The following is a 26,015-nucleotide window of genomic DNA, read 5'->3' on the forward strand; positions in this document are numbered from 1 at the left end:
ACCCCGGAGCGGCCGCGAGGCGGGGCCATGGCGAGTCAATGGGGAGGAAGGCAGGCGTGGCTGCCCGGTACGCTGGGGTTGTTTCACGTGAAACGCGAAACGCCATCCCCGATCCGCGAAGGCTGGATGAACGACGATGCATCGGTACAGGTCCCACACCTGCGGCGAGCTCCGCTCCTCTGACGTCGGTACCGACGTCCGACTGAGTGGCTGGCTGCACAATCGGCGCGACCTGGGCGGCATCCTCTTCATCGATCTGCGCGATCACCACGGCATCACGCAGCTCGTCGCCCGTCCGGGCACCGAGGCCTACGAGGCGCTGGACAAGCTGACCAAGGAATCGACCGTTCGGGTCGACGGCAAGGTCGTCTCCCGCGGCGCCGACAACATCAACCCCGACCTGCCCACCGGCGAGGTCGAGGTCGAGGTGGGCGAGGTCGAGCTGCTCGGTGCCGCCCAGCCGCTGCCCTTCACCATCAACACCGAGGACGGGGTCAACGAGGAGCGGCGCCTGGAGTACCGCTTCCTGGACCTGCGCCGCGAGCGCATGCACCGCAACATCATGCTGCGCACCTCGGTCATCTCCGCCATCCGGCACAAGATGGTGACCCTCGGCTTCAACGAGATGGCGACGCCCATCCTCACCGCCACCTCCCCCGAGGGCGCCCGCGACTTCGTGGTCCCCTCCCGCCTGCACGCGGGCCGCTTCTACGCCCTGCCGCAGGCGCCGCAGCAGTTCAAGCAGCTGCTGATGATCTCGGGCTTCGACCGGTACTTCCAGATCGCGCCCTGCTTCCGCGACGAGGACGCCCGCGCCGACCGCTCGCCGGGCGAGTTCTACCAGCTCGACGTCGAGATGAGCTTCGTCGAGCAGGAGGACGTCTTCCAGCCGATCGAGCGGCTCATGACGGAGCTGTTCACGGAGTTCGGCAACGGCCGCGAGGTGACGTCTCCGTTCCCGCGCATCCCGTTCCGCGAGGCGATGCTGAAGTACGGCTCCGACAAGCCGGACCTGCGCGCCCAGCTGGAGCTGGTCGACATCACCGACGTCTTCGAGGGCTCGGAGTTCAAGGCCTTCGCCGGCAAGCACGTGCGCGCGCTGCCCGTCCCGGACGTCTCGGCGCAGCCCCGCAAGTTCTTCGACCAGCTCGGCGACTACGCCGTCTCGCAGGGTGCGAAGGGCCTGGCCTGGGTCCGCGTCGGCGAGGACGGCAAGCTGTCCGGCCCGATCGCCAAGTTCCTCACCGAGGAGAACGTCGCGGAGCTGACCAAGCGGCTCTCGCTGGCCGCCGGCCACGCGGTGTTCTTCGGCGCGGGCGAGTTCGACGAGGTCTCCAAGATCATGGGCGCGGTCCGCGTCGAGGCCGCCAAGCGCGCCGGCCACTTCGAGGAGAACGTCTTCCGCTTCTGCTGGATCGTCGACTTCCCGATGTACGAGAAGGACGAGGAGACGGGGAAGATCGACTTCTCCCACAACCCGTTCTCGATGCCGCAGGGCGGCATGGACGCCCTGGAGAACCAGGACCCGCTGGACGTCCTGGCCTGGCAGTACGACATCGTCTGCAACGGTGTCGAGCTGTCCTCCGGCGCGATCCGGAACCACGAGCCGGAGATCATGCTCAAGGCCTTCGAGATCGCCGGCTACGACGCGGAGACCGTCGAGCGCGAGTTCGCCGGCATGCTGCGCGCCCTCCGCTTCGGCGCCCCGCCCCACGGTGGCATCGCCCCCGGCGTCGACCGCATCGTCATGCTGCTGGCCGACGAGCCCAACATCCGCGAAACCATCGCCTTCCCGCTCAACGGCAACGCCCAGGACCTGATGATGGGCGCCCCGACCGAGCTGGACGAGACCCGGCTGAGGGAACTGCACCTGACGGTGCGCAAGCCGCAGCCGAAGTAGTCCGCCGACGGCAAGGCACGGCGTAGGGCCCGGCACCGGATCGATCTCCGGTGCCGGGCCCTACGCCGTGGACGGACAAGTTGCGCCCAGTGCCTCGAACACGGGCGCGAGCCTCCGGGTGCTCGCGTCAGCGGGCCACGAACTGGGTGAGGATCGCCTGGACCTCGTAGATGTCGACGCCCTTGGTGAAGGTCTTCTGGATGGGGGCCTGGGAGCCGGAGAGCCAGATCTTCAGTTCGGCGTCGAGGTCGAAGTGGCCGGCCGTCTCGACCGCGAAGTGCGTGATGCTGCGGTACGGGATCGAGTGGTACTCGGTCTTCTTGCCGGTGATGCCCTGCTTGTCGATCAGGATGAGGCGCCGGTCGGTGAACAGGATGGTGTCGCGGATCAGCAGGTAGGCCGCGTGGACCTGCTCGCCGTGGCCGAGCAGGCGCGCGTACTCCTGCTGCGCCTGGGCCGGGTCGATGCTGTGCGCGTTGCCGAAGAGTGCCATGGATGTCCCCCCACGTGAGCTGCTTGTTTGTACGATCCTCGCAAACACGGAGGGCCCGGGAGAAGCTGCTGCCTCTCCCGGGCCCCTGCTGTAGCGAGCGTGTTACGCCGTCGGCTTCTCCTCGAGACGGGGGAAGAGGACCGCGCCCTTGGTGACCGTGGCGCCGGCGGGGAGCCGGCCCCAGTCGGCCGCGTGCTGGACCTGCTGGTCCGCGAGGGCGCCCAGGGAGGGCTCGGCGCCGAGGGAGTCCCAGAGCTTCTGGGAGGTGTCCGGCATGATCGGGTTCAGGAGGACCGCCACGGCACGGAGCGCTTCCGCGGCCGTGTAGAGGATCGTCGCCAGGCGGGCCTTGCCCTCCGGGCTGTCGTCCTTCGCGACCTTCCAGGGCTCCTGCTCGGTGATGTAGCCGTTGACCTGCTTGACGAAGTCGAAGACCGCCAGGATGCCGCCCTGGAAGTCCAGCTCCTCGCCGATCTTCCGGTCGGCCTCGGTCACGGCCTTGGTCAGGCCGTCGTGGATGGCCTTCTCGGCGTCGCCGTCGGCCGTCGCCGCCGGCAGCGCGCCGCCGAAGTACTTGTTGACCATGGCCGCCACGCGGGAGGCGAGGTTGCCGTAGTCGTTGGCCAGCTCGCTGGTGTAGCGGGCGGAGAAGTCCTCCCAGGAGAAGCTGCCGTCCTGACCGAAGGCGATCGCGCGCAGGAAGTACCAGCGGTACGCGTCCACACCGAAGTGCGAGGTCAGGTCCTGCGGCTTGATGCCGGTCAGGTTGGACTTCGACATCTTCTCGCCGCCGACCATCAGCCAGCCGTTCGCGGCGATCTTCCCGGGCAGGGGCAGGCCCTGCGCCATCAGCATGGCCGGCCAGATGATCGCGTGGAAGCGGAGGATGTCCTTGCCGACCAGGTGCACGTCGGCCGGGAACGTCGACTCGAACTTCTCCGGGTTCTCGTTGTAGCCGACCGCCGTGGCGTAGTTCAGCAGGGCGTCGACCCACACGTAGATGACGTGCTTGTCGTCCCAGGGCACCGGCACGCCCCAGTCGAAGGTCGAGCGGGAGATGGAGAGGTCCTGGAGGCCCTGGCGGACGAAATTCACGACCTCGTTGCGCGCGGACTCGGGCTGGATGAAGCCCGGGTTGGCCTCGTAGTGCGCGAGCAGCTTCTCGCTGTACTCGCTCAGCTTGAAGAAGTAGTTCTCCTCGCTGAGGATCTCCACCGGCTTCTTGTGGATCGGGCACAGCTTCTGGCCCGCGTACTCGCCCTCGCCGTCGAGCAGCTCGCCGGGGAGCTTGTACTCCTCGCAGCCCACGCAGTACGGGCCCTCGTAGCCGCCCTTGTAGATCTCGTCCTTGTCGTACAGGTCCTGCACGAACTCCTGGACGCGGTCGGTGTGCCGCTTCTGCGTGGTGCGGATGAAGTCGTCGTTCGCGATGTCGAGGTGCTCCCACAGGGGCTTCCAGGCCTCCGTGACGAGCTTGTCGGCCCAGGCCTGCGGGGTGACCCCGTTCGCCTCGGCCGTACGCATGATCTTCTGACCGTGCTCGTCCGTGCCGGTGAGGTACCACACCTTCTCACCGCGCTGGCGGTGCCAGCGGGTGAGCACGTCGCCTGCGACGGTCGTATAGGCGTGGCCCAGGTGAGGAGCGTCGTTGACGTAGTAAATGGGGGTCGAGACGTAGTACGCCTTCGCCCCCTGCTTCTCTGATCCAGTGGCCGCCATGGTCGAAATCCTACTGGCCCGGTGGAGATCGACTCACACGCGTTTCGGGGGGTGGACGGAGGGGTTCCTCTCCGTCCACCCCCCGAGGAGTCTGCGTACGGCCGTGCGGTCCGGCTACGGGCGCCAGGTGGCCAGGACGCCCTCGTACAGTTCCTTGTCGGTGAGCTCCTTCGGGGTCTCGCCGGCCAGGAAGTGGGAGGCGTTGCCCGTCTTGAGCTTGCGGAGGTAGTCGAAGGCCTTGTTCTCCGGGTCACCGAAGGCGACGAAGGAGAAGTGGACGTTCGGGTGGTTCGCCGCCGCGTCGGTGAGGGACTGGGTGGCGGGGGTCTTGGCGTCGGGGGCGCCGTCGGTCTGGAAGATCACCAAGGCGGGGGTGCCGGGGTCCGCTTCCTCGGTGTGGTGGGCGAGGACCGCCTCGACGGCGGCGTGGTAGCTGGTGCGGCCCATGCGGCCGAGCGCTGCGTGGAGCTCGTCGATCTTGTTCTCGTGGTCGGTGAGGGTGAGGTCGCCGGTGCCGTCCACTTCCGTGGAGAAGAACGTGACGTGGACCGTGGCCTCGGGGTCCAGGTGCGCCGCGAGCGCGAGGGTCTGCTCGGCGAGGGCCTGGGCGGAGCCGTCCTTGTAGTACGGGCGCATGGAGGCGGAGCGGTCGAGGACGAGGTGGACCTTGGCGCGGGTGCCGGTGAGGTCGTGCTTCTTGAGGGTGGTGCCGGCGGCCTTGTAGGCGGTGGTGAGGGCGGGGGCGCGGGAGCGGATGCGCGCGGCGGGGGTTGCGGGTTTCGACGCCTCGGCTTCGCCTTCGGCGTCCGTGTTCCCACGCGGTGCCTCCGGCTGGAGGGCCGCTGTGGACGCCTCGGCTTCGCCTTCGGCGTCCGTGTTCCCACCCGCACCGCCCGTGCTGCCTTCGTTGTCGGGTGCGGGTGGCCCCTGTGGGGTGTCCTCGCCGTCGGCGGCTGCGGGTTCCGGCTCGGCCTTCGGCTCCGCCTTGGCTTCGGGTTCCGGTTCCGGTTCCGGCTCGGCCTTCGGTTCCGCCTTGGCTTCCGGCTCCGGTTCCGGATCGGCCTTCGGCTCCGCCTTCGCTTCGGGTTCCGGTTCCGGTGCGGGCTCGGGCTCAGCCTTGGCTTCCGGCTCGGGCTCCGCCTTGGCTTCCGCCTCCGGCTCAGCCTTGGCGTCCAGCTCCGGCTCCGGCTTCGGGTCGGGGGTCGGCTCCGGCTTGGGGGCTGCCTCTGCTTCCGGCTCGGGGGCCGTTGCTTCCGGCTCGGGGGCCGGCTCCGGTTCCGGGGACGGGGTCGGCTCCTCGGACGTCGGGTCCGTCGGCTTCGGGACCGTGATGTTGGTGAAGGCGGCCTTGACGAGGTCGTGTTCGTCGGGGGTGGGTTCCGAGCGGGGCTCGGGGATCTGGGAAACGGCCTCCGGCTGGTCCGGGGTCTCGGCCGGCTCCGCGGGTGCGGTGGGCTGGGACGGGAGCTTCGGCTCCGGCGCGGTGACCGGCGGTGCCGTCTCCTGCGTCGCACCCTCCGCCGGGGCGGCCTGTTCTTTGCGTGACCGGCCGAACGCGTTCCGCAGGAGAGTGAGAATGCCCATGTGCGCAACCCTTCGAGTGAGTTGGTGCCGTCAATCCCTGGCCAGGACGGACACGTAAGGTTAGCGGTCCCGGCTTGTGATCTTGTGCAGGGTCTGGCATGCGGGCGATGCCGCGTCAAGGGCGGATCGAGACGTCGTGCTGAGACCCTCACGGATTCCGTGGGTTCACTCCCCGTTCACCGCGACGCCCGGTCCCCGCACGTATGTGCGCCTACGGTCGCGCTGACACCAGGGCATACAGGGATTCTCAAGGGGAGAACACAGTGCGCAAGCTCCTGCCGTTGATCGGAACGCCGTCCGGTTCGCACCCCGGCGGCCGGTCCGCGATGACCTGCCGTTTCCGGTGTGGTGACGCCTGCTTCCACGAGGTGCCGAACACCAGCGACAACGAGTACGTCGGGGACGTCATCGCCGGGGCGCTCAGCCGCCGTTCCATGATGCGGGCCGCCGCCGTCGTGACCGTCGCCGCGGCGGGCGCCGGGGCCGTGGGCGTGGCGGGGGCGCCGTCGGCGCAGGCCGCGCCGGCGGCGGGAGGGAAGGGGCACGGGAAGCCGTCCCGGGACCGCGGTGCGCGCGGGCTGCGGTTCACGCCCGTCGCGCCCAACACCGACGACGCCGTGACCGTTCCGGAGGGTTACCGGCAGGACGTCGTCATCCGTTGGGGTGAACCCATCCTGCGCGGGGCACCGGCCTTCGACCCGGAGAAGCAGAGCGCCAGGGCGCAGGCCGGGCAGTTCGGGTACAACAACGACTTCCTCGCGCTGCTGCCCCTGCGCGGTGAGCACGACCGTCAGCTCCTCGTCGCGAACCACGAGTACACCGACGAGGTGCTCATGTTCCGCGGTTACGACCCCGAGAACCCGACCCGCGAGCAGGTCGAGATCGCCTGGGCCGCGCACGGGCTGTCCGTCGTCGCCGTGGAGGAGGAGCGCAGGAGCGGGCGGCTGACGCCCGTGGCGCGGCATCGGCTGAACCGGCGGGTCACCGCCACGACCGAGTTCCGGCTGACCGGCCCGGCCGCCGGGTCCGACCTGGTGAGGACCTCCGCCGACCGCAGCGGCCGCAAGGTGCTGGGCACCCTCAACAACTGCTCCGGCGGCACCACCCCGTGGGGCACCACGCTGCACGGCGAGGAGAACTTCAACCAGTACTTCGCCAACGCCTCCAGCGCCACCGACAAGCGGTACGGGATCGGGACCGGCGCCACCGAGCGCAAGTGGGAGCGGTTCGACAAGCGGTTCGACGTCGCCCGGGAGCCGAACGAGGTGCACCGGTTCGGGTACGTCGTCGAACTGGACCCGTACGACCCGGAGTCGACGCCGCGCAAGCACACGCTGCTTGGCCGGTTCAAGCACGAGGCCGCGACCGTGCGGCTGACGCACGACGGGCGGCCGGTCGTCTACACCGGCGACGACGAGCGGTTCGACTACTTCTACAAGTTCGTCGGCAGCAAGCGGATGCGGCACGGCAACTCCCGCTGGGCGCGCGAGCACAACCTCTCGCTGCTCGACGAGGGGACGCTGTACGTCGCCAGGCTCGACGGCGACTCCCCCGCCATCGAGATCGACGGGACGGGGACGCTGCCGCGCGACGGCGAGTTCGACGGCGGCGGCGAGTGGATTCCGCTGGTGACCGCCACCGAGGACGGGGCCGTCTCGCACGTCGAGGGGATGAGCGCCGAAGAGGTGTGCGTCTTCACGCGGCTCGCCGGGGACAAGGTCGGCGCGACCAAGATGGACCGGCCCGAGGACATCGAGCCGTCGCCGACGACCGGCAAGGTGTACGTCGCCCTCACCAACAACTCCAACCGGGGCAAGGCCGGTTACGCCGGTCCCGACGAGGCCAACCCGCGCAACTCCAACAAGCACGGCCACGTGCTGGAGCTGACCGAGCGGTGGAACCGGGCCGACGCCACCCGCTTCGGGTGGTCGCTGTTCCTGGTCGCCGGTGACCCGGAGGACCCGGCGACCTACTTCGCGGGCTTCCCGAAGGACCGGGTCAGCGCGATCTCCTGCCCGGACAACGTCGCCTTCGACGACCACGGCAACCTGTGGATCTCCACCGACGGCAACGCGCTCGGCAGCCACGACGGGCTCTTCGGCGTCGCGACCAGGGGCGACCGGCGCGGTGAGCTGAAGCAGTTCCTGACCGTGCCGACCGGCGCCGAGACCTGCGGCCCGCTCGTTCAGGACCGGCGGGTGCTGGTCGCGGTGCAGCACCCGGGCGAGGTCGACGGCGCCTCCGTGGAGCAGCCGGCCAGCACCTGGCCCGACGGGCCCGGGAAGATCGTGCGCCCGGCGGTCGTGGCGGTCTGGCGCGCGGACGGGCGCGACATCGGCGTCTGAGCCGGTCCGGGCGGCAGCGGGTTACGGGGTCGTCGGGTGTTCTACGCCGGTGCGTGGAACTCCCGTACGACCTCGATGCGGCCCACGATGTGCCGGTTGAACTCCGTCAGCTCCTCCGCCGGCACCCAGAGCTCCAGGATCGTCTCGCCGCCGGCCCGGCGGACCGGGTAGCGCTCCAGGAACCCGGCGTCGACCTCGAAGCGGGTGACGTAGCCCGCGCCGGAGGCGGGGACGTTCCAGTCGCGGGCGATGCGGACGGCGTAGTCCTCGTTGAGGACCGGGTAGAAGATCGGCTGCTCGGGCAGGCGCGGGGGCCAGGCCGTCCAGCCGGAGGCCTCCACGAGCGCGAGCTCCTCGGGGCCCGTGGGGCGCCACAGCGTCGTCGTCCCGGACCGCGGCACCGGCACCGGCACCGTCCCGGTCTCGGGGTTCGTCTTGGTCATGGTCGGCGACGGTAGCCGTGGGGCGCGGGCGCCGTCACGTCGTTTCAGCGGCCGGTGCGGGTCGGGCGGGCCGGTGCGGGATCGGTGCCGGGTTCCGCGCGGGAGCGGCGGCTCGGGAGACGGCCGTACCGTCCGGTGAGCCAGGAGGCCAGGGCGACCGTGAGGCCGAGGCCGACCAGGAGCCAGGCGGCGGTGCGCAGGGTTTCGGTGAGGGCGTCGTAGACGGCGCCCGCGGCGGGGCCGTCCACCGGGCCGGGGAGTTCCGCGACGGTGAGCCGCCGGCCGACCACGACGGCGAGGGCGAGCAGCGCCCCGCCGAGGGCGGTGCCGATCCCGGCGGCCGTGACGGCGCGACGGCGGCGGGCGGCGACGGCGATGCCGGCGACCGCGAAGACGACGGCCGCCAGCGGCAGCCAGAACGCGGCGACGTCGAGCACGCGGTAGCCCTCCCTGAGCCGGTCCGCCTGGTGGGCCGTGAGCACGGTGACCGCGGTGTGCCGGACCGGGATGCGCCGGGCGAAGGGCACGTCCTCGGCGAGCCGGTCCCGTACGCGTTCGGTGACGGGGGCCAGGTCGACGGTGACGGCGCGTCCGGCCGTCGCGTCGTCCCGCAGGGCGCGCAGTACGGTGGCGTGGACGGTGCGGTTGGCCGCGTCCCAGCCCTCGTGGAAGGCCTCGGTGCGGGTGAACGACCGGGCCGCGTCCCGCACGAAGAGCCGCACGGTGCCGTTCACGGGGCCGGCCGTGGCCTCCCCGACGATCCCTGCGAATCCGGAACCCAGGGTGTCGGCGGCCGAGTTCCGTACGTCCGGGTCGTCGGCGAGCGGTGCCACGGTCGCGACGTACCGGCCGGTGTCGGCCGGCCCGTGCATCGCCCAGCCGGCCAGCGTCGCGCACGGTGCGAGCAGGCCGGTGAGGACGATCAGGACGGCCGACAGGGCGCCCCTGAGGCGTGGGAACACCCTCCCAGGGAAGCCCTCGCGCCGCCCCGGAGCGACCGGCGTGACTGCATATGGCCGCCCGGGACGAGCCGGTCAGGTGGTGCGGGCCGCCCGGGCCGCCCGGGCCGCCCGGGCCTCCTGGGCGTCTTGGGCGTCGTGGCGGGTGTAGTAGTGGTAGACGAGCGCGGCCGTCACCGCCCCCGCGAGCAGCAGGGACGCGAGGACGCACGTGAACATGGCGACGCCGCTGCCCGAGTAGATGAACCCCAGCGCGCTGCCCGCGAACGCTCCCCACAGTGCCGCGTGGCCCTCGCGCGGCAGCCGCCGGCCCACCGCCCTGATGGCGAAGTAGAGGATGGCGAACGCGAGCATCGACATGAAGCCGTACAGCAGGTTCGTGGTGGTGATGGGGCCGCCGTGGCGGCGGACGGACGCGACCCAGTAGCCGTAGACCAGGGCCGCCGCGACGGGCATCGCCCACTTCACCAGCAGGTGGGTCTTCTTGCCGAGGACGTCGGGCGTCGTACGCCTCGGCGTGCCCGGGCCCGGGCCGGTGCGGGCGCCGGTGGGTGTTCCGGGTGTGGATACCGCGTGAGCCATGAGCGCACTCCTTAGCCTCGCCCCGTCTTAGCCTCGCCCCGTCTGTCCCGCCCCCGTCTGCCACCCCCCGTCTACCAGGGCACACCTGGCCGCGCCGGGCGGCAAGTCGGGATGCGGGCCGGCCGGGGGCGTGTTTCGCTGGGGCCCGTGAGGGGTCGTGTCCGCAGGCCGGTGCGCGCCCGGTGGCGGCCGCTCGGCCGGCTCGTGCACGCCGCCGGTCAGGGAGACGCCGTGTCCCGGCAGGAGCTTCTCAGTGTGCGCGGCCGCAGTGTCGCCTGGCTGTTCCCGCTGCTCCTGCTCGTCGGCATCACCGCGGGCGACATCACCACCGGCGCGTTCGAGATCATCTCCTGGACGGTGCTGGTGCCGGGGGTGGCCGCCGCGATCTGCGGGGTGTGGGGAACGGCCGTCTTCGTGGTACTCGCGGTCGGCGTCTACGTCATGGCCGACACCGTCTGGCAGCACCGGGACGAGACCGGGCTGCCCGGTCTGGTCCTCGTCGTCCTCGGCGGTCTCGTCGCCGTGGTGGCCGCCGCGTTCCGGGTCGGCGGCGAGCGGCGCATGCTGCACATGCGGGACATCGCCGACACCACCCGCCGTACCGTGCTGCGCCCGCTCCCGGTGGGCTTCGGCGGCCTGGACCACGCCGCCGTCTACCTCGCCGCGGACAGCGAGGCCCGCGTCGGCGGCGACTTCTACGACATCCAGCCCGGTCCGCACGGCACCCGGGTCCTCGTCGGCGACGTGCAGGGCAAGGGGCTGGGCGCGGTGGAGACGGCCGCCGCGCTGCTCGGGACCTTCCGCGAGGCCGCCTACCACGAACCGGACCTCGCGACGGTCGCCGAGCGCCTGGAGGTACGCATGGTGCGCCACCGCGAGCACACCGCGGGCCTCGGGCGGTCGGACGGCGACCGGTTCGCCACCGCCGTGCTGATCGGCTTCTCCCCCGGTCTGCCGGACGCCGTGGACGTCGTCGTCTTCGGGCACGAGCCCCCGATGGCGGTCGGCCCCGGCGGCGTGCGCACCCTGCCGGTCGCGGGCGGGCTGCCGCTGGGCATGGCCGAACTCTCGCCGGGCCGGCCGGGTGCGGCACCACCGGTGCACCGGCTGCGTCTCGCCGTGGACGAGACGCTGCTGCTGGTCACCGACGGGGTGACCGAGGCCCGCGATCCCGCCGGGGTCTTCTACCGGCCGGCCGACGACATCGTGCGCGCCGTCGCCGCCGACGCGCGCGCTGCCGCGCCCGCGCGTCTGGTGTCCCTCGTACGGGAGGGCACGCTGCGCCACTGCCGGGGGCGGCTGGCCGACGACACCACCGTCTTCGCGGTACGGCGGACACCGGGCCCGGGGGAGCCGGCCTACGGGTGAGTGCTCCGCTTCGCAGCCGTAGCGGTTACGGTGCTGCCGTACGTGATCGACGGCGATCGCCGGGAACCGGCGGAGGCCGACGAAGGCCGGCGGAGGCCGGCAGGAACCACAGGGGGAGGGGACATGCCCGGAACCGTGCTGCTGCTCGCGGCGGCGCCCGTGGGCCGTGGGTGCCTGGTGGACGCCGCCTCCGTGCTCCCCGTGCTCGCGGCCGTGCCGCCCGCCGTGCTCTCCGGCACCGACACGGCGAACGTCGTCGAACTCGCCGACCCGCTGGAGCCGCAGGCCGTCCTCACCCGGCTGCGGGCCGCGGCGGCCGCCCCCGGGCCGCTCACCGTCTACGTCGCCGGGCAGCTCCAGCTGGACCGGCGCCAGCGCCTGCCGCACCTGGCGCTGGCCCGCACCACCCCGGCGAACGTCCGCTACACCGCCCTGCCCTGGCACTGGATCCGCGAGGAGCTGCGCCTGCGGCCGAGCGGCGCGACGACGCTGCTGCTCGACCTGCACGCCGACCACGAGACCTGGCAGTGGCTGCGCACCGGCCCGCTGGACTCCGGGCGCAACAACGCCGTCTACGGCCGCGTCGCGCCGCCGCCCGCGCGGCGGACGGTGGCCGTCCCGTCGTACATGCGGGGCGTGGCGACGATCCTGCGCAGCGGGCACCGGCCGCCGCCGGACGAGCTGCACCAGCAGGCACTGGCCCGCGCGGCCGCCGACACCCCGGGCAGCGGTGCGGTGACCGGCGCCGACCTGGTGCTGACGGCGCCGGGACCGATGGCGGGCGACCCGCACGCCGTCATCGCCGCCGCCGTGCAGGCCGGACGGCACGGCGACGCCGACGCGCTCGCCGCCCGGCACGAGCGGGCCGCCGCCCACACGTACGGGCCCGCTTCCGAGGACGCGCTGCACTGGACGGAGGTCCGGGCCGACCTGGCGATGTTCGCCGGGGACCCGGTGCGCAGCTGCCGGGCCTGGCTGACGGTGGCCGAGGCCCGGCTCGGCGCCGGGCAGCCCCCGCAGGCGCCCGCGGTGGAGGCGGCCGTCGACCGGGCCCACCACCAGTGGGGCCGCATCCGCGACGCCGGACCCGCCCGTGAGCTGGGACCGCCGCTGGCGGCGCTGCGCGGCCGCGTACCGGGCCGCCGCGAGGGCGCCCTGGACCACGTCCAACGCGAACTGAGCCGGCTCCAGACCCAGGGCTGAGCACGGCACCCCGGCCGGCACTCACCGGCACTCCGGTCGGCACCCACCGGCACTCCGGTCGGCACCCACCGGTGGCCCGGCCGGTGGTCCGCCTGCGGCCGGGGCGGCTAGGGGGTCACGGCGGCCAGGTCGTCCGGGGCGGGGGCGGGGGCGGTGCCGGACATCGGCGCCGGGGACGAGGTGGGGGGTTCCGTGTCCACCGGGGCCGCGTTCGCGGCCAGCAGCAGCCCGGCCACGGCGGCGACGGCGGCGGCGAGCGCTCTGGCGTAACGTTCGGCGGTGCGGGTACGTACGGGCACGGTGTCCTCTGCGGGATCAGGGATTGTGTCAAGCGCGGTTAAGCGCGCTTAATACGCCGTTTAACCTAGAGCCGTCCGAGTCGAACGGCAAGAGCCTCAGGGGGAGTTGGCAGTGGGTGACCGTGACGACCGAAACGCCGTCGGACGCCGGGTGCAGCGACTGCGCGCCGAGCGCGGCATGACCCAGCGCCAGCTCGCGGAACCGGCCTACACGCCCGCCTACATCTCCACCCTCGAGGCCGGCCGCGTCCGCCCCTCCGACGAGGCCCTGCGGCACCTCGCCGAGCGACTCGGCGTCGGCTACGAGGAGCTGGCCACCGGACGCCCCGCCCACCTCGCCACCGACCTGCGGCTCAGGCTCACCGGAGCGCAGCGCACCCTCGCCACCGAGGGTGCCGAACAGGCGGCCGGCCAGTACACCGAGCTGCTCGCCGAGGCCGAGGCGTACGACCTGGCCGAGGAGCGGGCCGCCGCGCTGCTCGGGCTCGGGGAGTGCGCCGTCGAGACCGGCGAACTGGCCTCCGGCCGGCAGTACTTCGAGCGGGCCGAGCAGTGCCTCGCCGACGCCGGCGCCCCGCTGCCCGCCCGGGTCCCCGCCCTGCGCGGCCGCGCCCTGTCCCACTACCTCGCCGGTGAACTGCGGTACGCCGTCTACCTGCTGGAGTCCACGCTCGACGAGCTGAACCGCGGCGGCCTGCACGACCCCGACGCGCTGCTGCTGCTCTACGCCAGCGCGATCGGCCCGTACATGGACATGGGCGCCCACGCGCGCGCCGCCCAGGCCGCCGAACTCGCCCTCTCCCTCGCGCCCAGCGCCGGCGATCCCGCCCTGGTGGCCCGCATGCACCGCTCCGTCGCCCGCACGCTGCTCGCCGAGGGCCGCCTAGCCGACGCCGACGCCTCGCTCGCCAAGGCGGCCGAGCTGTACCGCACGCTGCAACTCCGCACCGAGCTGGCCAACTGCCACTGGATGCGCGGCTACGTCTGCGCCCAGAACGGCGAACTCCCGCGCGCCGAGGAGGAGATGCGCGAGGCCCTCGGCATGCTGTCGGCCACCCGCGCCGCCCTCTACAGCAGCCAGGTCGCCGTCGAGCTGGCCGACGTACTGCACCGGCGGGGCAAGTCCGAGGAGGCCGCGGAGCTGCTGCACGGAGTCCTGCACGACCTCTCCTCGGAGCGCGGCGCCGTGCACGCGGCGGGTGCGCACCGGCTGCTCGGCATCATCGCCGAGGACGCCCGGGACACCGAGACCGCCGAGGAGCACTACGTCCGCGCGCTGAGCCTGCTGGAGCGGGCCGGCGCGGCCGGTGACCTGGCCGACCTGTGCCGGCTCCTCGGCGACCTGCTGCGCCGCACCGGCCGCGTCGAGGCGGCCCTGGACGCGTACCGCACCGGCCTCGGGCACCGCACCGCGCCCGGCACGACGACCCTGGGACCGGCACCCGCACAACCGCCGCTGTAGCCGCGCGGTGCCGTCGACGTCCTGCCGTCACACCTGGGCCCGGCCCTGCCGCCGGACCTCCGTCAGCCGTCGCGTCCCCACCTCGACGGCCGTCAGGGTGGCGTCGTCGGCCGGTTCGCCGAGGGTGCCGTTGGTGAGGCTGAGCGCGTCGTCGCCGACGCGGACGGCGACGAGGTCCACGGTGAGGACCCCGCCGGGGCGGGTGCCGCCCACCGTCACCCGCAGACCCCGGCGGGCGTCCCCCGCCTCCGGCGGCGTCAGGGCGGTGACCCGGACGTCCCGGCTGTCCCGGCCGGTGTCGTCGGTGCCCGCCTCGAAGCGGCCGCACGTGTCCGGCAGTGTCCCCAGCCACGCCAGCGTCCTGTCGAGGTCGGCGGCGCGGTACGAGGTGATCCGGTAGTGCAGCTGGGCCCCGCCGTCCGGGTCGTCCAGGGCGGCGGTGGCCCGTGGCGCGGTGGTGGCGCCGCCGCCGAAGAGGTCCTCGGTGTAGAGGATGTCGAGCAGCCGCCGGCAGTCGCCGGGCCCGGTCCGTTCCGCGGTGGCCTTGAGCACCTCGTCCCGCCAGGTCGCGGCGCCCCGCGTGGGCTCCCACGCCTCCCCCAGGTCGGCCGCCGTGATCAGGGCCGCCCGCGCCTGCCCCCGGGTGAGCACCGGCGGCAGGGCGGCTGACGGAAGCGCGGCCGGGGACTGCGCGGTCGGCGGCGTGGTCCCGGCCGCCCGGCCCGGGGTCCGCCCGCCGGCGGTGTCGCAGGCGGTCGCCGTCAGCGCCAGCACCGCCGACAGCGCGGCGCCGAGCAGCGGGCGGGCGGCGCGGGTGTGCGACGGACGGGCGGCGGGGGCGAGCTGCATCGGTGCCTCCTGGCGGGCCGGTGCGACCGGCGCCGTTCAGGATCGGTCACCCCTCCACGGCACCACCGTCCCCGCCCCGCCACCAGCGCGCGCGGCCGTCCGGGTGAGCGCGCCGGGCGGGGGGGATCAAGAGCGGCGGGGGAGGGAGAGGGGCAGGGGCGGAGGCGGGGGACGGGTCACAGGGCCAGCCAGACCGTCGTGTCCGGGCCCAGCCGGCCGTCCTCCAGCGGCGCGCTGCTCAGCAGGACCTCTCCTGCGGGCAGGTCGACCGCGGCGCCGGAGAGGTTGGTGACGCAGCGCCAGCCGTCCGAGCGGTCGAACCGCAGGACGTCGGCCGGGACGTCGTCCGACCAGGTCAGCGCCTCGCCGTCGAGCAGCTTGCGGCGCAGGCGCAGGGCGGTGCGGTACAGCTCCAGCGTCGAGCCCGCCACCCCGTCCTGGGCCTGGACGGCGTACGCCGTGTAGTCCGGCGGCTGCGGCAGCCACGCCCCGCCCGCGCCGAAGCCGTACGACGGGCCGTCCGTCGTCCACGGCAGCGGTACCCGGCAGCCGTCGCGGCCCTTGCGGACGTGCCCGGTCTGCTCCCAGATCGGGTCCTGGAGGACCTCGGTGGGCAGGTCGGCCACCTCGGGCAGCCCCAGCTCCTCGCCCTGGTAGAGGTAGGCCGAGCCGGGCAGCGCCAGCATCAGCAGCGTCGCCGCGCGGGCCCGGCGCAGTCCGGCCGCCGGGTCGACGGCGGGCGCGCGGCCGCCGGAGAGCAGCCAGGCGTCGGTGTCCGTGTCCGGCGGCAGCACGAGGCGGGTGGCGTGGCGCACGACGTCGTGGTTGGACAGCACCCAGGTCGCCGAGGCGCCGGCGGCCCGCGCGTCGGCCAGCGAACCGGTGATGACCTCACGCAGTTCGGCCGCGTCCCAGCCGGTCTGGAGGTACTCGAAGTTGAAGGCCTGGCCCAGTTCGTCCGGGCGGGCGTACAGGACGCGCCGGGCGCCCGGGACCCAGGCCTCGGCGACGGCCGTGCGGGGCGGGCTGTAGGCGTCGAGGATCTTGCGCCAGTCGCGGTAGACCTCGTGGACGTCGTCGCGGTCGTAGAAGGGGTGGGTGCCCGGCGCGAACTCCGTCAGGGCCGCCTCGCCGCTCAGTTCGGGGGCGCCGAGGTCGCGCAGCGGCTCGGTCAGGTCCTTGACCAGCGCGTGGGCCACGTCGACGCGGAAGCCGTCGACGCCCCGGTCGCACCAGAACTTCAGCGTGGTGCGGAAGTCGGCGCGGACCTGCTCGTTCTCCCAGTTCAGATCGGGCTGCTGGGGCGCGAAGAGATGCAGGTACCACTGTCCGTCGGGCACCCGCTGCCAGGCGCTGCCGCCGAAGACGGACTGCCAGTCGGTGGGCGGCAGTTCGCCGTGCGCGCCCCGGCCGTCACGGAAGACGTACCGGTCCCGGGCCGCCGATCCGGGGCCGGCGGCCAGCGCCTCCCGGAACCACGCGTGGCGGTGCGAGGTGTGGTTGGGGACCAGGTCGACGATCACCTTCAGGCCCAGCCGGTGGGCCTCGGCGGCCAGCGCGTCGAAGTCGTCCAGCGTGCCCAGACGCGGGTCGACGTCGCGGTAGTCGTCGACGTCGTAGCCGCCGTCGGCGAGTTCGGAGGGGTAGAAGGGGCTCAGCCACAGGGCGTCGACGCCGAGGGCGGCCAGGTGGGTGAGGCGCTGGGTGACACCGCGGAGGTCGCCGAGACCGTCGCCGTCGGCGTCGGCGAAACTGCGGGGATAGACCTGGTAGATGACGGCCTGCCGCCACCAGTTGGGATCCTTGGACGACAGGTCGGGGGTGCTGGGGGTGCTGGGGGTGCTGCGTACGGTCACGCGGCCTCCTTCGAGATGCCGAGCCGGTACGTGCGGGCGACACGAACCGGTCTGGTACGTCTGTCCAGATCACCCGAAAAGGGAACCCGTGCGCCCGCGACGCGCCGGGGGCTACGCCTCCGTGCGCTCGACCGTGCCGAGGTACAGGTCCACGTACCGGGCCACGTCCACGTCCAACGCCACGTCGACCAGGGCCTGTTCGCGCATGCCGTCGTGCAGTTCGGACTCGCCGACGCGCAGCCGGCGGTCGACGAGGGTCTGGCCGCGGGACGGGCCGGGGGCCAGGGACACCTCGACGGGCAGCCGGTGCGTGGTCAGGCCCGCCGGGTCGATCACCGCGCAGACCGCGCCCGCGTCGCCGAGCCCGCCGCCGGGGTCCGTCGCGTCGGTGGCGGGGCCCCGGTGGGCGAGCAGCTCCCCGGCGAGCCGGGTGCCGGGCTCGGCGCTCGCGCGCAGCCGCCGGACGTCCGGGCCGGGCACGATCACCCGCTCGAACACGTCGAGGCCGTACATCGTGATCGGCACCCCGGCGGTGAGCAGGATCGCGGCGGCCTCGGGGTCGTGCCACACGTTGAACTCGGCGACCGGCGTCGCGTTCCCGGTGGCCACCGCGCCGCCCATGAACACGATGCGCTCGATGTTGCCGGTGACCTCCGGGTGGGTGCGCAGCAGCAGCGCGATGTTGGTCAGCGGCGCGGTGGGGATCAGGGTGACCGGGCGCGGGGAGGCGAGGATCTCCCGGCGCAGCAGCGTCACCGCGTCCACGTCGGCGGGGGCGCGGGTCGGCGCGGGCAGCCCGAGGTCGCCCATGCCGTCGGCCCCGTGCACGTGCCGGGCGGTGCGCACGCCCTCGATCAGCGGCCGCTCGGCACCCCGGGCGACGGGGACGTCCGGCGCGCCGGCCCGCTCCAGCACGGTCAGCGTGTTGCGCACGACGCCCGCCACGTCCGTGTTCCCGGCCACGCAGGTGACCGCGCGCAGGTCGAGGCGCGGGTGGCGGACCGCGAGCAGCAGGGCCAGGGCGTCGTCGATGCCGGTGTCGCAGTCGATGATCACCGGGATGGGATGCTGCTGGTCGGAGGCGGTCGTCACGGCGGGCTCCTTACGGTGGCGTGCGGGGCGCCGGTGACCCTACGCCGGGCACGGAGCGGTGCGGCGCGGCACCCGCGGCCGGGGTCGAGCGGGGTCCCGTCAGTGGACGATCACCAGGTCGTGCGGGGCGGTGTTGAGCCGCCGTCCGCCGTCCTCCGTGCAGGTGACGACGTCCTCGATGCGGACGCCGAACCGGTCCGGGAGGTGGATGCCGGGGTCGAGGGAGAAGCACATGCCGGGTTCGAGCGGCTGCTCCTCGCCCTCCGCCAGATAGGGCGGCTCGTGCGTGGTGACACCGACGCCGTGGCCGGTGCGGGCCGCGCCGTGCCCGGCGTGGCCGGCCTCCTCGAGCACCGCGCGGGCCGCCCGGTCGACCTCCTGGCAGGACACCCCGGGCCGTACCGCCCCGAAGGCCGCCCGCTGCGCGGCCCGTACGGTCTCGTGGACCCGGCGCTCCTCGTCCGTCGGCGCCCCGACGTGGACGGTGCGGGCGGTGTCGAAGCCGTAGCCGTCCCGCAGGCCGCCGAACTCCAGGACGACCATGTCGCCGTCCCCGATGACACGGTCGCCGGGCCGGTGGTGCGGGTCGGCCCCGTGGGGTCCGGCGCCGACCACCGTGAAGTCGACCCGGCTGTGGCCGTGCCCGCGCAGCAGTCCGGCCAGGTCGGCGGCCAGCTCGCGCTCGCTGCGCCCGCCGAAGCGCAGGGCGAGGACCTCCTCGTACGCGGCGTCCGCCGCCGCTGCCGCGGCCGTCAGCCGGGCCACCTCGTGCTCGTCCTTGACCGCGCGCCGCATGGGCAGGACGACGGACAGCGGCTGGTAGGTGGCGAGCGGCAGGGACTTCTGGAGGCAGAGCAGGTGCAGCGCCCAAGTCCCGTCGGCGACGGCGTAGCGGCCGTGCGGGCGCAGCAGTCCGGCCGCGGCGGCGTAGGCGTCCTGGCCCTCCCACCAGTCGAAGACGCGTACCGCGCCCGCGCCGGGTGCCGCCTCGGCGGTCGGGCGGTCGATCGCCGGAACCAGCAGCCGGGGCTGGGAGGTGGCGGTGAGGACGAGGAGGGTCAGGCGTTCGGTGGTGGCGGTGGGCCGGTAGCCGCACAGCCACACCAGGTCGGGGCCGGGGGTGACCAGTACCCCGGCGAGCCCGAGGGCGGCGGCCTCGTACGCGGTGCGTTCCATGCGGGCCGCGTAGACCTCGTCCGTGAACGCGGCGGGGGTGCCGTCGCCCGGGCCTGCACCCGTACCGGCACCCGGCAGGGGCGTCCCACCGGTCTCGCCGGTCCGCCCGGTCTCGCCGGTCTCGCCGGTCACGGGTGTCTCACCCGTCCCGCGCGGGCCGTTCACGGCTGACGGCGGCGCGCGGCGCGGGCGGGCCTTCCGGGATCGGCCATGTCGTCGCCTCCAGGGACCTGGTGGGGCATCTCCGCCGCGGTCACGCGGGTCTCCGCAAGTGAAGGCCGGAGGGCACCGCCGCGCCTGTGCCGCACCGCCGGACGGGTGACTCAGACGTGCCCCGGCCCACCGCTGCCGAAGGATCCGCTCGACCCCGGCGACCAGCGGCGCCGCTGCTGGTCGTCGCCCCGCCGGCTGCCCGAGTGGTGCAGCTGGTAGGGCATGAGCCGCGGGCTCCCGTCCTCGTTCAGCGGGATCTCGTCCGGCTCCCGTATCTCCCGCTCCTCGTGGACGGGACCGGTGTCCGGGAGGTGCGGCTGTTCGTCGGCACGGGGGCGGCGGGGCTCCCGGTCCATGACCCGCATGCCCGTGCGTACGGCCCAGACCAGCGCGCCGGCGATCACCAGCCCGATGATGAAGACCACCAACACTTTCAGCCCGCCCGAGGGCGCGGCCAGCACTACATACGTTGCCGTACTCATGCTCTGATTATGTACCCCCAAATGGCATAAAGCGCCCGATGTGTCCTGGTTGGCGTTCTTGCGATGGGTGCCGACTGCGGCGGCGCCCCGGCCGTCAGGGGGCCCGCAGGGCGTCCACCGCGATCCGGGCCGCGGTGCCGATCACCGCGTCCGCCGCCGGGAGTACGGCCGCGGTGTGGGCGGTGCGGGTGAAGACGGCCACGGCGTAGCGGCCGCCGTCGGGGTACTCGACGACGCCGACCTCGTTGCGCAGGGTCGGCAGACTGCCGGTCTTGCCGGCCACGTGGACGTCGTCGAAGGGGAAGCCCGAGGCCAGGCGGTGCGGCCACACCTGGAGGCCCATGATCCGGCGCATCGCGGCGCCGTACTCGGGCGGAGCGGCCTCGTCCCGCCACACCGCGCCGAGCAGCCGGGTCATGTCCCGCGGCGTGCTGCGGTTGGTGCGGGCCGGGTCCAGGGCGCGCAGCCGGGTGATGACGTGCGGGTCGGCCAGCGCCCGGGCACCGCCCGGCCCGGCGTCCTCGCGCATGGTGCCCAGCATCTCGCCGAAGCCGTGCACCGCCCGCGTCCGGGTGAGGCCGAGCCGGGCCGCGGTGCGGTTGACGGCGTCCAGGCCGACCCGGCGCAGCAGCAGATCGGCGGCCGTGTTGTCGCTGACGGACATCATCAGGAACGCCGTGTCGCGCAGCGACAGCCGGACCGGGTCGAGCATGGCCGCCAGTCCGGTGGGCCCCGGGGTGCGTCCGTCGGGAGGGCACTCGACCTGCTCGGTGAGGTCCAGCGCCCCGGCCGCCGCCAGTTCGTGCAGGGTCACGAGCACGCACAGCTTGTGGACACTGGCCGTGCACACCGGCTGGTCCGCCCGGACCCCGACCTGCGTCCCCGAGTCGACGTCGACGGCGTGCAGCCACCCGGTGACCCCGGCGTCGGCGAAGGCGGCGTCCAGCCGGGCGGCGGTGGCGGTGTCGGTCATGGCCGGGGCTCCCCTGCGGGACGGGGGCCCGTCGGCGGGGCGGCTGCCGCGAGGTGTGCGTCGGCCGGGGCCCGTGCTGCCCGGAGGGCGCCGCCGGGGGCGGAGGGCGCCGGTGGGGCGAGGGGCGTCGACGGTGGGTGGTCCGGGCCGGTCACGGGGCGTGCCGGTGAGCGGCCGAGGGCGGCACGGTCGGTCATGGCCCGGGGCTCCCTGCGGTGCGGCGTCCCACCGGCGGGGTGGCCGAGGAGGGCGTGGTCGGTCATAGCCAGTACTCCGATGCCGGGCGAAGGTGCAGGGGTCGGGCCGGTGTCTCGGAGTGGGCGCCGGCCGTGGTGCGCAGGGCGTGGGTGGCCGCGTCCGCGAAGGCGCCGACGGCGGCGTCGCCGCGCCCCTTGGGCCAGGCCGCGGAGTGCCGCCAGGCGGGTGCGGCCCCGGCCAGCGGGCGCCAGACCACATCCTGGTCGCCGGGGGTCACCAGTCGGGAGTCACGGGGGCCGAGGGCGACGGCCCCGGAGGACAGGACCAGCCCGCGGGCGAAGCCGGCGCCCTGCCCGTGCCGTACGGCGGCGGGCGTGTAGCCGCCGCGGGCACAGGCGGTGAGCAGGTCGTCGTAGACCGCGGGGGCGTCGGCGCGCGGGAAGAGGACCAGGTCGTAGCCGGTGAGGGCGGCGAGCGGCACCTCGTCCAGCTCCGTCTGCGGGGCGCCGCGCGGCAGCAGGACGCCGAGGTCGCGGCGGAGCACCGGGCCCAGTTCCAGGCCGGTGACGTCGCACGGGTGGTGGATGAGGCCGACGTCCAGCTCGTGCGCGGCGAACCCGGCGAGCTGCTGGGCGGTGGTCAGCTCGTGCAGCTCCAGCTCGAGGCCCGCGTGCCGGCGCCGGAAGCCGGCCAGCAGCGCGGCGACGGTCTCGCCGGAGATGTCGGGGGACAGCGCGGCGCGCAGCAGACCGCTCTCGCCGTCCCGGATGCGGCGCGCGGCGGTCCGCAGCGCCTCGGCGCGGGCCAGCAGCTCGCGGGCCTCGCCGAGCAGCAGCGTGCCCGCCTCGGTGATCGTCACCTGGCGGCTGGTGCGCTCGAAGAGCCGGACGCCCAGCTCCTTCTCCAGCCGCTGGATGCGCTGCGACAGGGGTGGCTGGGCCATGCCGAGCCGGACGGCGGCACGCCCGAAGTGTGACTCTTCTGCAACAGCCACAAAGCACTCCAGGTGCCGCACCAGGTCCACGACCAGTAATCATATCGGGGATTGATCGATCCGACATCCATATCGGTCTTGGACAGGGACTCGGCGGGGTTGCTCTCCTCGGGCCATGAGCTCCTTTGGTGAACGTTCCCGCCGCTGGCCCGGCGTGCTCGCCCTCGCCCTCGTCCTCCCCCTGGCCGGCTGCGCCACCGACTCCGGCCGTCCGGACGCGGCACCGCCGTCGAGCGGGTCGTCCGCCACCAGTGGCGGCACCGGCGGCGACACCGGCGGCGACACCGGCGGCGGTACGGGTACGGGTACGGCGGCACCCGGAACCCGCGAACAGCTCCGGGTGGACGGCGACGTCCGCCAGTACCTCCTGCACCGGCCCGCCTCCACCCCCGCGTCTTCCGCCGCCGACGGCCCGCGGCCCCTGGTCGTCGCCTTCCACGGCCGCGGTGCCGACGCCGCCGAGCTGCGGGCGAAGACCCGGCTGGAGAAGGCCGCCACCGCGCGCGGCATGCTCGTGGCCTTCCCCGAGGGCCTCGGTCACGGCTGGGGCGCGGGCACGCGGGCGACGAAGCAGCGCCCGGACCCCGAGCGGGACGTGCGGTTCACCGAGGCGCTGGTCGAGCACCTGGTCCGCACCGAGCGGGCCGACCCCGAACGGGTCTACGTCGCCGGGTTCTCCAACGGCGGCTCGATGGCCCTGCGCGTGGCCGCCGAGCGCCCCGGTCTGCTGGCGGGCGCGGCCTCGGTCTCCGGTCAGCTGCCCACGGGCGACGCCGCGGTCGAGCCCACCGGGCCCGTCCCCGTCATGGTCGTCTACGGCGCCGACGACCCCGTACGGCCCCTGGCGGGTCTGCCCTCCCCGCCGCCGGACCCCGAGGAGCCGATCCTGCCGACCCGGTCGGCCCGGGACACCGCGGCGGCGTTCGCGGCGGCCGGGGGCGCGGGCGAGCCGGTCACGCGGGAGGAGGAGGGCTACGACCGGACGGTGTGGCGGTTCGGGACCGGTGCTCCCGGCGGCGCACGGCGGCCGGACGGCACCGTGCGACTCCTCGTCGTCGAGGACGCCGGTCACACCTGGCCGGGCTCGACCGTCCCGCCGCCCGAGGGGTTCGGCCCGGTCAGCAAGGCCCTGGACGCCACCGACACGATCCTCGACTTCTTCGCCGACCCCGGCCCCGGCCGCTGACCGACAAGGACCCGTCCCATGTCCGACTCCCCCTACCTCACCTCTCCCCGCCGCCGCAGGCCCCGCAACGGGGTGCGGGCCGTCGCCGCCGTGGGCGTCGTGCTCGCGATCGCCGCGGGCGGCTCGTACGCCGCCGGGCTCGGCCCCTTCGCGCGCGGCGACGACGGACCCGACCCCGCCGCGATGAAACAGGCGCGCGCCTTCCTCGCCGACTGGGCCGCCGGGCGGCTGCCGAGCGCGGCCGGCCGCACCACCGAGCCCGGCAGGGCTCAGGAGGTGCTGCAGAGTTTCACCGCGGGCCTCGACATCGAGAAGCCGAAGCTGACGGCGGCGGACGACGGGGCGGAGGAGGCGGAGGACGGCACCCTCGGCGTCCCCTTCACCGCCAGGATGCCGGTCACCGGCCTGGGCACCTGGACGTACGAATCGAGGCTGCCGCTGCGCGAGCAGGAGGACGGGGGCTGGAAGGTGGACTGGCGGCTGTCCCTGGTGCATCCGCGGCTGAGCGACACGGAGAAGTTCCGCCTGGAGCGCGAGGAGACCGCGCCGCCGAAGGTCACGGACCGCGAGGGCACCTCCCTCGTGGGCGCCGACTACCCGTCCCTGGCCCCGCTCCTGGGACGGCTCGCGGGTGACGCGGGCGGTGGCGGCGGTCCGCGCGGCGCGGTCGAGCTGGTCGACCGGGCCAGCGGGAAGACCGTGCGCACCGAGGCGTCCTTCGGGAAGAAGCCCGACCCGGGGGCCGCGGACCGGCCCGTGCGCACCACCTTGGACGCCACCTGGCAGTCGGCCGCGGAGAAGGCCCTGGGGGAGGCCGGCGGCAAGAACGCCTCGCTCGTCGCCCTGCGCGTCGACAACGGCGAGGTCCTCGCCCTCGCCAACTCCCCCTCCTCCGGCTTCAACCGCGCCGCCTCCGGCACCTACGCGCCCGGCTCCACGTTCAAGATCGTCACGAGCAGCGCCCTGCTGCTCAAGGGGGCGGTCGCGCCGGACGACGTCGTGGACTGCCCCAAGTACCTGACGGTGGGCAAGGAGTTCCACAACGTGGAGACGTCCGAACACCCCGGCGCCACCTTCCGCAAGGACTTCACCGAGTCCTGCAACACCGCCTTCATCAGCCTGCGCGGCAAGCTCGACGACGGGGAGCTGGGGAAGGTCGCCCGCACCTACTTCGGGATCGGCCAGGTCTGGCACGCCGGCATCCCGACGTACGACGGCTCGGTGCCGGCGCCCAAGGACGAGACGGAGAAGGCGGCGTCGATGATCGGGCAGGGCCGGGTCCAGGCCAACCCGCTGATCATGGCGTCGGTGACGGCCACCGCGGTCTCCGGCGAGTTCCACCAGCCGTCGCTCACCGCGGGCAACGAGGACGAGACGCGCACCGAGCCGCTCCCCGACGAGGTCGTCACCCAGCTGCGCGGGCTGATGCGGGCCACCGTCACCGACGGCACCGCGCGCGTCCTGGCCGACCTGCCAGGTGAGGTGGGCGCCAAGACCGGCACCGCCGAGGTCTCCGACGACCAGGACAACAACGGCTGGCTCGTCGCCCACCGGGGCAACGTGGCCGTCGCCGTCGTGGTCGAGGAGGGCGTCACCGGCGGCGGCTCGGCGGGCCCGGTCGTGCACAGCCTGCTGTCGGCCGTACCGGAGGACCCGTCCTGAGCCGGCCGGCGGTGCGCGGATCAGGCGCGAGGCGGGTCCTGGGTGCCGGCGCCGGTGCTGTTGCCGGTACCGGTGCCGGGGGCCTCGCGGTCGACCGTCTCCCCTTGGATGACACGCGGCGTCCCCGGCTCGTCCGCGTCCTTCGCGGCGCGGGCCTCGGCCTTGAGGATGCGGGCCGACTTGCCCGCCGAGCGGGTCAGCTCGGGGAGCTTCTTGATGGCGAGGACGACGGCGACGACGACGAGAATGATCGCGAGTTCGCTGAGTCCGAACACGGTGCTCCCCTGGTGAACGTACGGTGTGGGCCCGCGGCACGGGCCCACACACGGAATCTACGGCAAGGCCGGCGGGCCGGGCGCCGCGGCCCGGGCCCCGGAGCTCTCGGAGGAGCCAGAGGCTTGAGAGCTATCGGAGCTCTCCGGGGCCTGCGGGGCCTGCGAGGTCTCCGAGGTCGGCGAGGTCTCAGAGGTCGAACTCGTGCGGCGGCAGGTCCAGGGCGTAGCAGGCCTCGCGGACCACGGCGCGCTCGTCCTTGTCGAAGTCCCCGTCGGCGCCGCCGATCACGATGCCGATCTGGATCACGGCCCGTGCCTCGGCGGGCTTCTTCTTCGCCTTGGCGATCTCCTGGAGGATGCCGACCTTGCCGAAGGCGAAGTCGGCGGTGAGCTTGTTCAGGTTGTCCTCGAACCGGCGGCGCAGGTCGTCGGCGGGGAAGTTCTGAAGCACCTCGTTGGTCGAGATCAGCTGGGCGACCCGCTGCCGCTCCGAGGGGTCGACGGTGCCGTCGGCCGCGGCGACCAGCGCGCACATCGCCATGCTCGCGTCGCGGAAGGCGCCGCTCTTGAGGTCGTTCTTCTTCGCCACGAGCTGCGTCTGCATCTGCGACGCGGACTCCTTGAAGCGGTCCCACAGGGCCATGAGAACTCCGTACTCCGTACCGGTCGGACGGGAAGGGGTGATCGGGCTGGTCGGGGCTG

23 protein-coding genes are annotated in these 26,015 nt (G+C 73.8%); 7 read left to right on the plus strand and 16 right to left on the minus strand.

The window, feature by feature from the left end; genetic code table 11:
* Window positions 1-136 precede the first annotated feature (136 nt).
* Window positions 137-1,900 carry an aspartate--tRNA ligase gene (gene aspS, locus Sco07f_RS06785; protein WP_054103017.1) on the plus strand — a complete coding sequence of 588 codons (1,764 nt, stop codon included), beginning with the start codon at window positions 137-139 and terminating at the stop codon, window positions 1,898-1,900.
* A 127-nt stretch (window positions 1,901-2,027) separates the two neighbouring features.
* Here aspS and Sco07f_RS06790 read toward each other — a convergent pair whose 3' ends face one another.
* The 3 genes from Sco07f_RS06790 to Sco07f_RS06800 all read right to left on the minus strand — a co-directional run bounded on the left by Sco07f_RS06790 (window position 2,028) and on the right by Sco07f_RS06800 (window position 5,696).
* Window positions 2,028-2,393 carry a PH domain-containing protein gene (locus Sco07f_RS06790; RefSeq protein WP_007451662.1) on the minus strand — a complete coding sequence of 122 codons (366 nt, stop codon included), beginning with the start codon at window positions 2,391-2,393 and terminating at the stop codon, window positions 2,028-2,030.
* A 102-nt stretch (window positions 2,394-2,495) separates the two neighbouring features.
* On the minus strand, window positions 2,496-4,112 hold the full coding sequence (gene metG, locus Sco07f_RS06795) for a methionine--tRNA ligase (RefSeq protein WP_087790208.1): 1,617 nt from the start codon (window positions 4,110-4,112) through the stop codon (window positions 2,496-2,498).
* A gap of 114 nt (window positions 4,113-4,226) precedes the next feature.
* The gene (locus tag Sco07f_RS06800) at window positions 4,227-5,696 is read right to left on the minus strand and encodes a VWA domain-containing protein (protein WP_108987248.1); all 1,470 of its coding nucleotides are present in this window, start codon (window positions 5,694-5,696) and stop codon (window positions 4,227-4,229) included.
* Window positions 5,697-5,959: 263 nt separating this feature from the next.
* Between Sco07f_RS06800 and Sco07f_RS06805 the strand changes: the two genes are divergently transcribed.
* Entirely contained in the window at window positions 5,960-8,041 is a 2,082-nt protein-coding gene (locus Sco07f_RS06805) for a PhoX family protein (RefSeq protein ID WP_108987249.1), read from the plus strand.
* Between the two features lie 41 nt (window positions 8,042-8,082).
* On the opposite strand, the gene Sco07f_RS06810 is transcribed toward Sco07f_RS06805, so the two are convergent.
* The 3 genes from Sco07f_RS06810 to Sco07f_RS06820 all read right to left on the minus strand — a co-directional run bounded on the left by Sco07f_RS06810 (window position 8,083) and on the right by Sco07f_RS06820 (window position 10,025).
* The gene (locus tag Sco07f_RS06810) at window positions 8,083-8,484 is read right to left on the minus strand and encodes an ADP-ribosylation/crystallin J1 (RefSeq protein WP_108987250.1); all 402 of its coding nucleotides are present in this window, start codon (window positions 8,482-8,484) and stop codon (window positions 8,083-8,085) included.
* Between the two features lie 44 nt (window positions 8,485-8,528).
* Window positions 8,529-9,446, minus strand: a complete 918-nt coding sequence (locus Sco07f_RS06815) for a hypothetical protein (protein WP_108987251.1) — start codon at window positions 9,444-9,446, stop codon at window positions 8,529-8,531.
* 72 nt (window positions 9,447-9,518) lie between these two features.
* Entirely contained in the window at window positions 9,519-10,025 is a 507-nt protein-coding gene (locus Sco07f_RS06820; protein WP_108987252.1) for a hypothetical protein, read from the minus strand.
* A 111-nt stretch (window positions 10,026-10,136) separates the two neighbouring features.
* Here Sco07f_RS06820 and Sco07f_RS06825 point away from each other — a divergent pair, with 111 nt between their 5' ends.
* Both Sco07f_RS06825 and Sco07f_RS06830 read left to right on the plus strand, forming a co-directional pair.
* Window positions 10,137-11,393, plus strand: coding sequence for a PP2C family protein-serine/threonine phosphatase (locus tag Sco07f_RS06825; protein WP_108987253.1), 1,257 nt, complete (start codon window positions 10,137-10,139; stop codon window positions 11,391-11,393).
* 123 nt (window positions 11,394-11,516) lie between these two features.
* On the plus strand, window positions 11,517-12,596 hold the full coding sequence (locus Sco07f_RS06830) for a hypothetical protein (protein WP_108987254.1): 1,080 nt from the start codon (window positions 11,517-11,519) through the stop codon (window positions 12,594-12,596).
* 107 nt (window positions 12,597-12,703) lie between these two features.
* Here Sco07f_RS06830 and Sco07f_RS06835 read toward each other — a convergent pair whose 3' ends face one another.
* Entirely contained in the window at window positions 12,704-12,895 is a 192-nt protein-coding gene (locus tag Sco07f_RS06835; RefSeq protein ID WP_108987255.1) for a hypothetical protein, read from the minus strand.
* 112 nt (window positions 12,896-13,007) lie between these two features.
* On the opposite strand from Sco07f_RS06835, the gene Sco07f_RS06840 reads away from it, so the two are divergent.
* Entirely contained in the window at window positions 13,008-14,357 is a 1,350-nt protein-coding gene (locus Sco07f_RS06840) for a helix-turn-helix domain-containing protein (protein ID WP_007445674.1), read from the plus strand.
* A gap of 27 nt (window positions 14,358-14,384) precedes the next feature.
* Here Sco07f_RS06840 and Sco07f_RS06845 read toward each other — a convergent pair whose 3' ends face one another.
* From Sco07f_RS06845 to Sco07f_RS06875, 7 genes are all read right to left on the minus strand, one after another.
* Window positions 14,385-15,206, minus strand: coding sequence for a hypothetical protein (locus Sco07f_RS06845; protein WP_108987256.1), 822 nt, complete (start codon window positions 15,204-15,206; stop codon window positions 14,385-14,387).
* 176 nt (window positions 15,207-15,382) lie between these two features.
* Window positions 15,383-17,062: a glycoside hydrolase family 13 protein gene (locus tag Sco07f_RS06850; protein ID WP_108987257.1), complete on the minus strand. Its 1,680-nt coding sequence runs from the start codon at window positions 17,060-17,062 to the stop codon at window positions 15,383-15,385.
* A gap of 111 nt (window positions 17,063-17,173) precedes the next feature.
* Window positions 17,174-18,154: a nucleoside hydrolase gene (locus tag Sco07f_RS06855; protein WP_007451480.1), complete on the minus strand. Its 981-nt coding sequence runs from the start codon at window positions 18,152-18,154 to the stop codon at window positions 17,174-17,176.
* Between the two features lie 99 nt (window positions 18,155-18,253).
* Window positions 18,254-19,330, minus strand: a complete 1,077-nt coding sequence (locus Sco07f_RS06860) for an aminopeptidase P family protein (protein WP_108987420.1) — start codon at window positions 19,328-19,330, stop codon at window positions 18,254-18,256.
* 323 nt (window positions 19,331-19,653) lie between these two features.
* Window positions 19,654-20,025 carry a DUF6479 family protein gene (locus tag Sco07f_RS06865; RefSeq protein ID WP_007451484.1) on the minus strand — a complete coding sequence of 124 codons (372 nt, stop codon included), beginning with the start codon at window positions 20,023-20,025 and terminating at the stop codon, window positions 19,654-19,656.
* 94 nt (window positions 20,026-20,119) lie between these two features.
* Window positions 20,120-20,998: a serine hydrolase gene (locus Sco07f_RS06870; protein WP_108987258.1), complete on the minus strand. Its 879-nt coding sequence runs from the start codon at window positions 20,996-20,998 to the stop codon at window positions 20,120-20,122.
* 259 nt (window positions 20,999-21,257) lie between these two features.
* The gene (locus tag Sco07f_RS06875) at window positions 21,258-22,190 is read right to left on the minus strand and encodes a LysR family transcriptional regulator (RefSeq protein WP_280524558.1); all 933 of its coding nucleotides are present in this window, start codon (window positions 22,188-22,190) and stop codon (window positions 21,258-21,260) included.
* Between the two features lie 115 nt (window positions 22,191-22,305).
* On the opposite strand from Sco07f_RS06875, the gene Sco07f_RS06880 reads away from it, so the two are divergent.
* Both Sco07f_RS06880 and Sco07f_RS06885 read left to right on the plus strand, forming a co-directional pair.
* On the plus strand, window positions 22,306-23,376 hold the full coding sequence (locus tag Sco07f_RS06880) for a CE1 family esterase (protein WP_108987260.1): 1,071 nt from the start codon (window positions 22,306-22,308) through the stop codon (window positions 23,374-23,376).
* Between the two features lie 18 nt (window positions 23,377-23,394).
* Window positions 23,395-25,038: a penicillin-binding transpeptidase domain-containing protein gene (locus Sco07f_RS06885; RefSeq protein WP_108987261.1), complete on the plus strand. Its 1,644-nt coding sequence runs from the start codon at window positions 23,395-23,397 to the stop codon at window positions 25,036-25,038.
* Window positions 25,039-25,058: 20 nt separating this feature from the next.
* Here Sco07f_RS06885 and Sco07f_RS06890 read toward each other — a convergent pair whose 3' ends face one another.
* Both Sco07f_RS06890 and Sco07f_RS06895 read right to left on the minus strand, forming a co-directional pair.
* Window positions 25,059-25,313: a twin-arginine translocase TatA/TatE family subunit gene (locus Sco07f_RS06890; protein WP_087790192.1), complete on the minus strand. Its 255-nt coding sequence runs from the start codon at window positions 25,311-25,313 to the stop codon at window positions 25,059-25,061.
* A 187-nt stretch (window positions 25,314-25,500) separates the two neighbouring features.
* Window positions 25,501-25,956 (minus strand): tellurite resistance TerB family protein, encoded by a 456-nt coding sequence (locus tag Sco07f_RS06895; protein WP_007451613.1) that lies wholly within the window; start codon window positions 25,954-25,956, stop codon window positions 25,501-25,503.
* Between the last annotated feature and the right edge of the window lie 59 nt (window positions 25,957-26,015).

The sequence above is a fragment of the Streptomyces coelicoflavus genome (assembly GCF_003112555.1).
Classification (GTDB): domain Bacteria; phylum Actinomycetota; class Actinomycetes; order Streptomycetales; family Streptomycetaceae; genus Streptomyces; species Streptomyces coelicoflavus.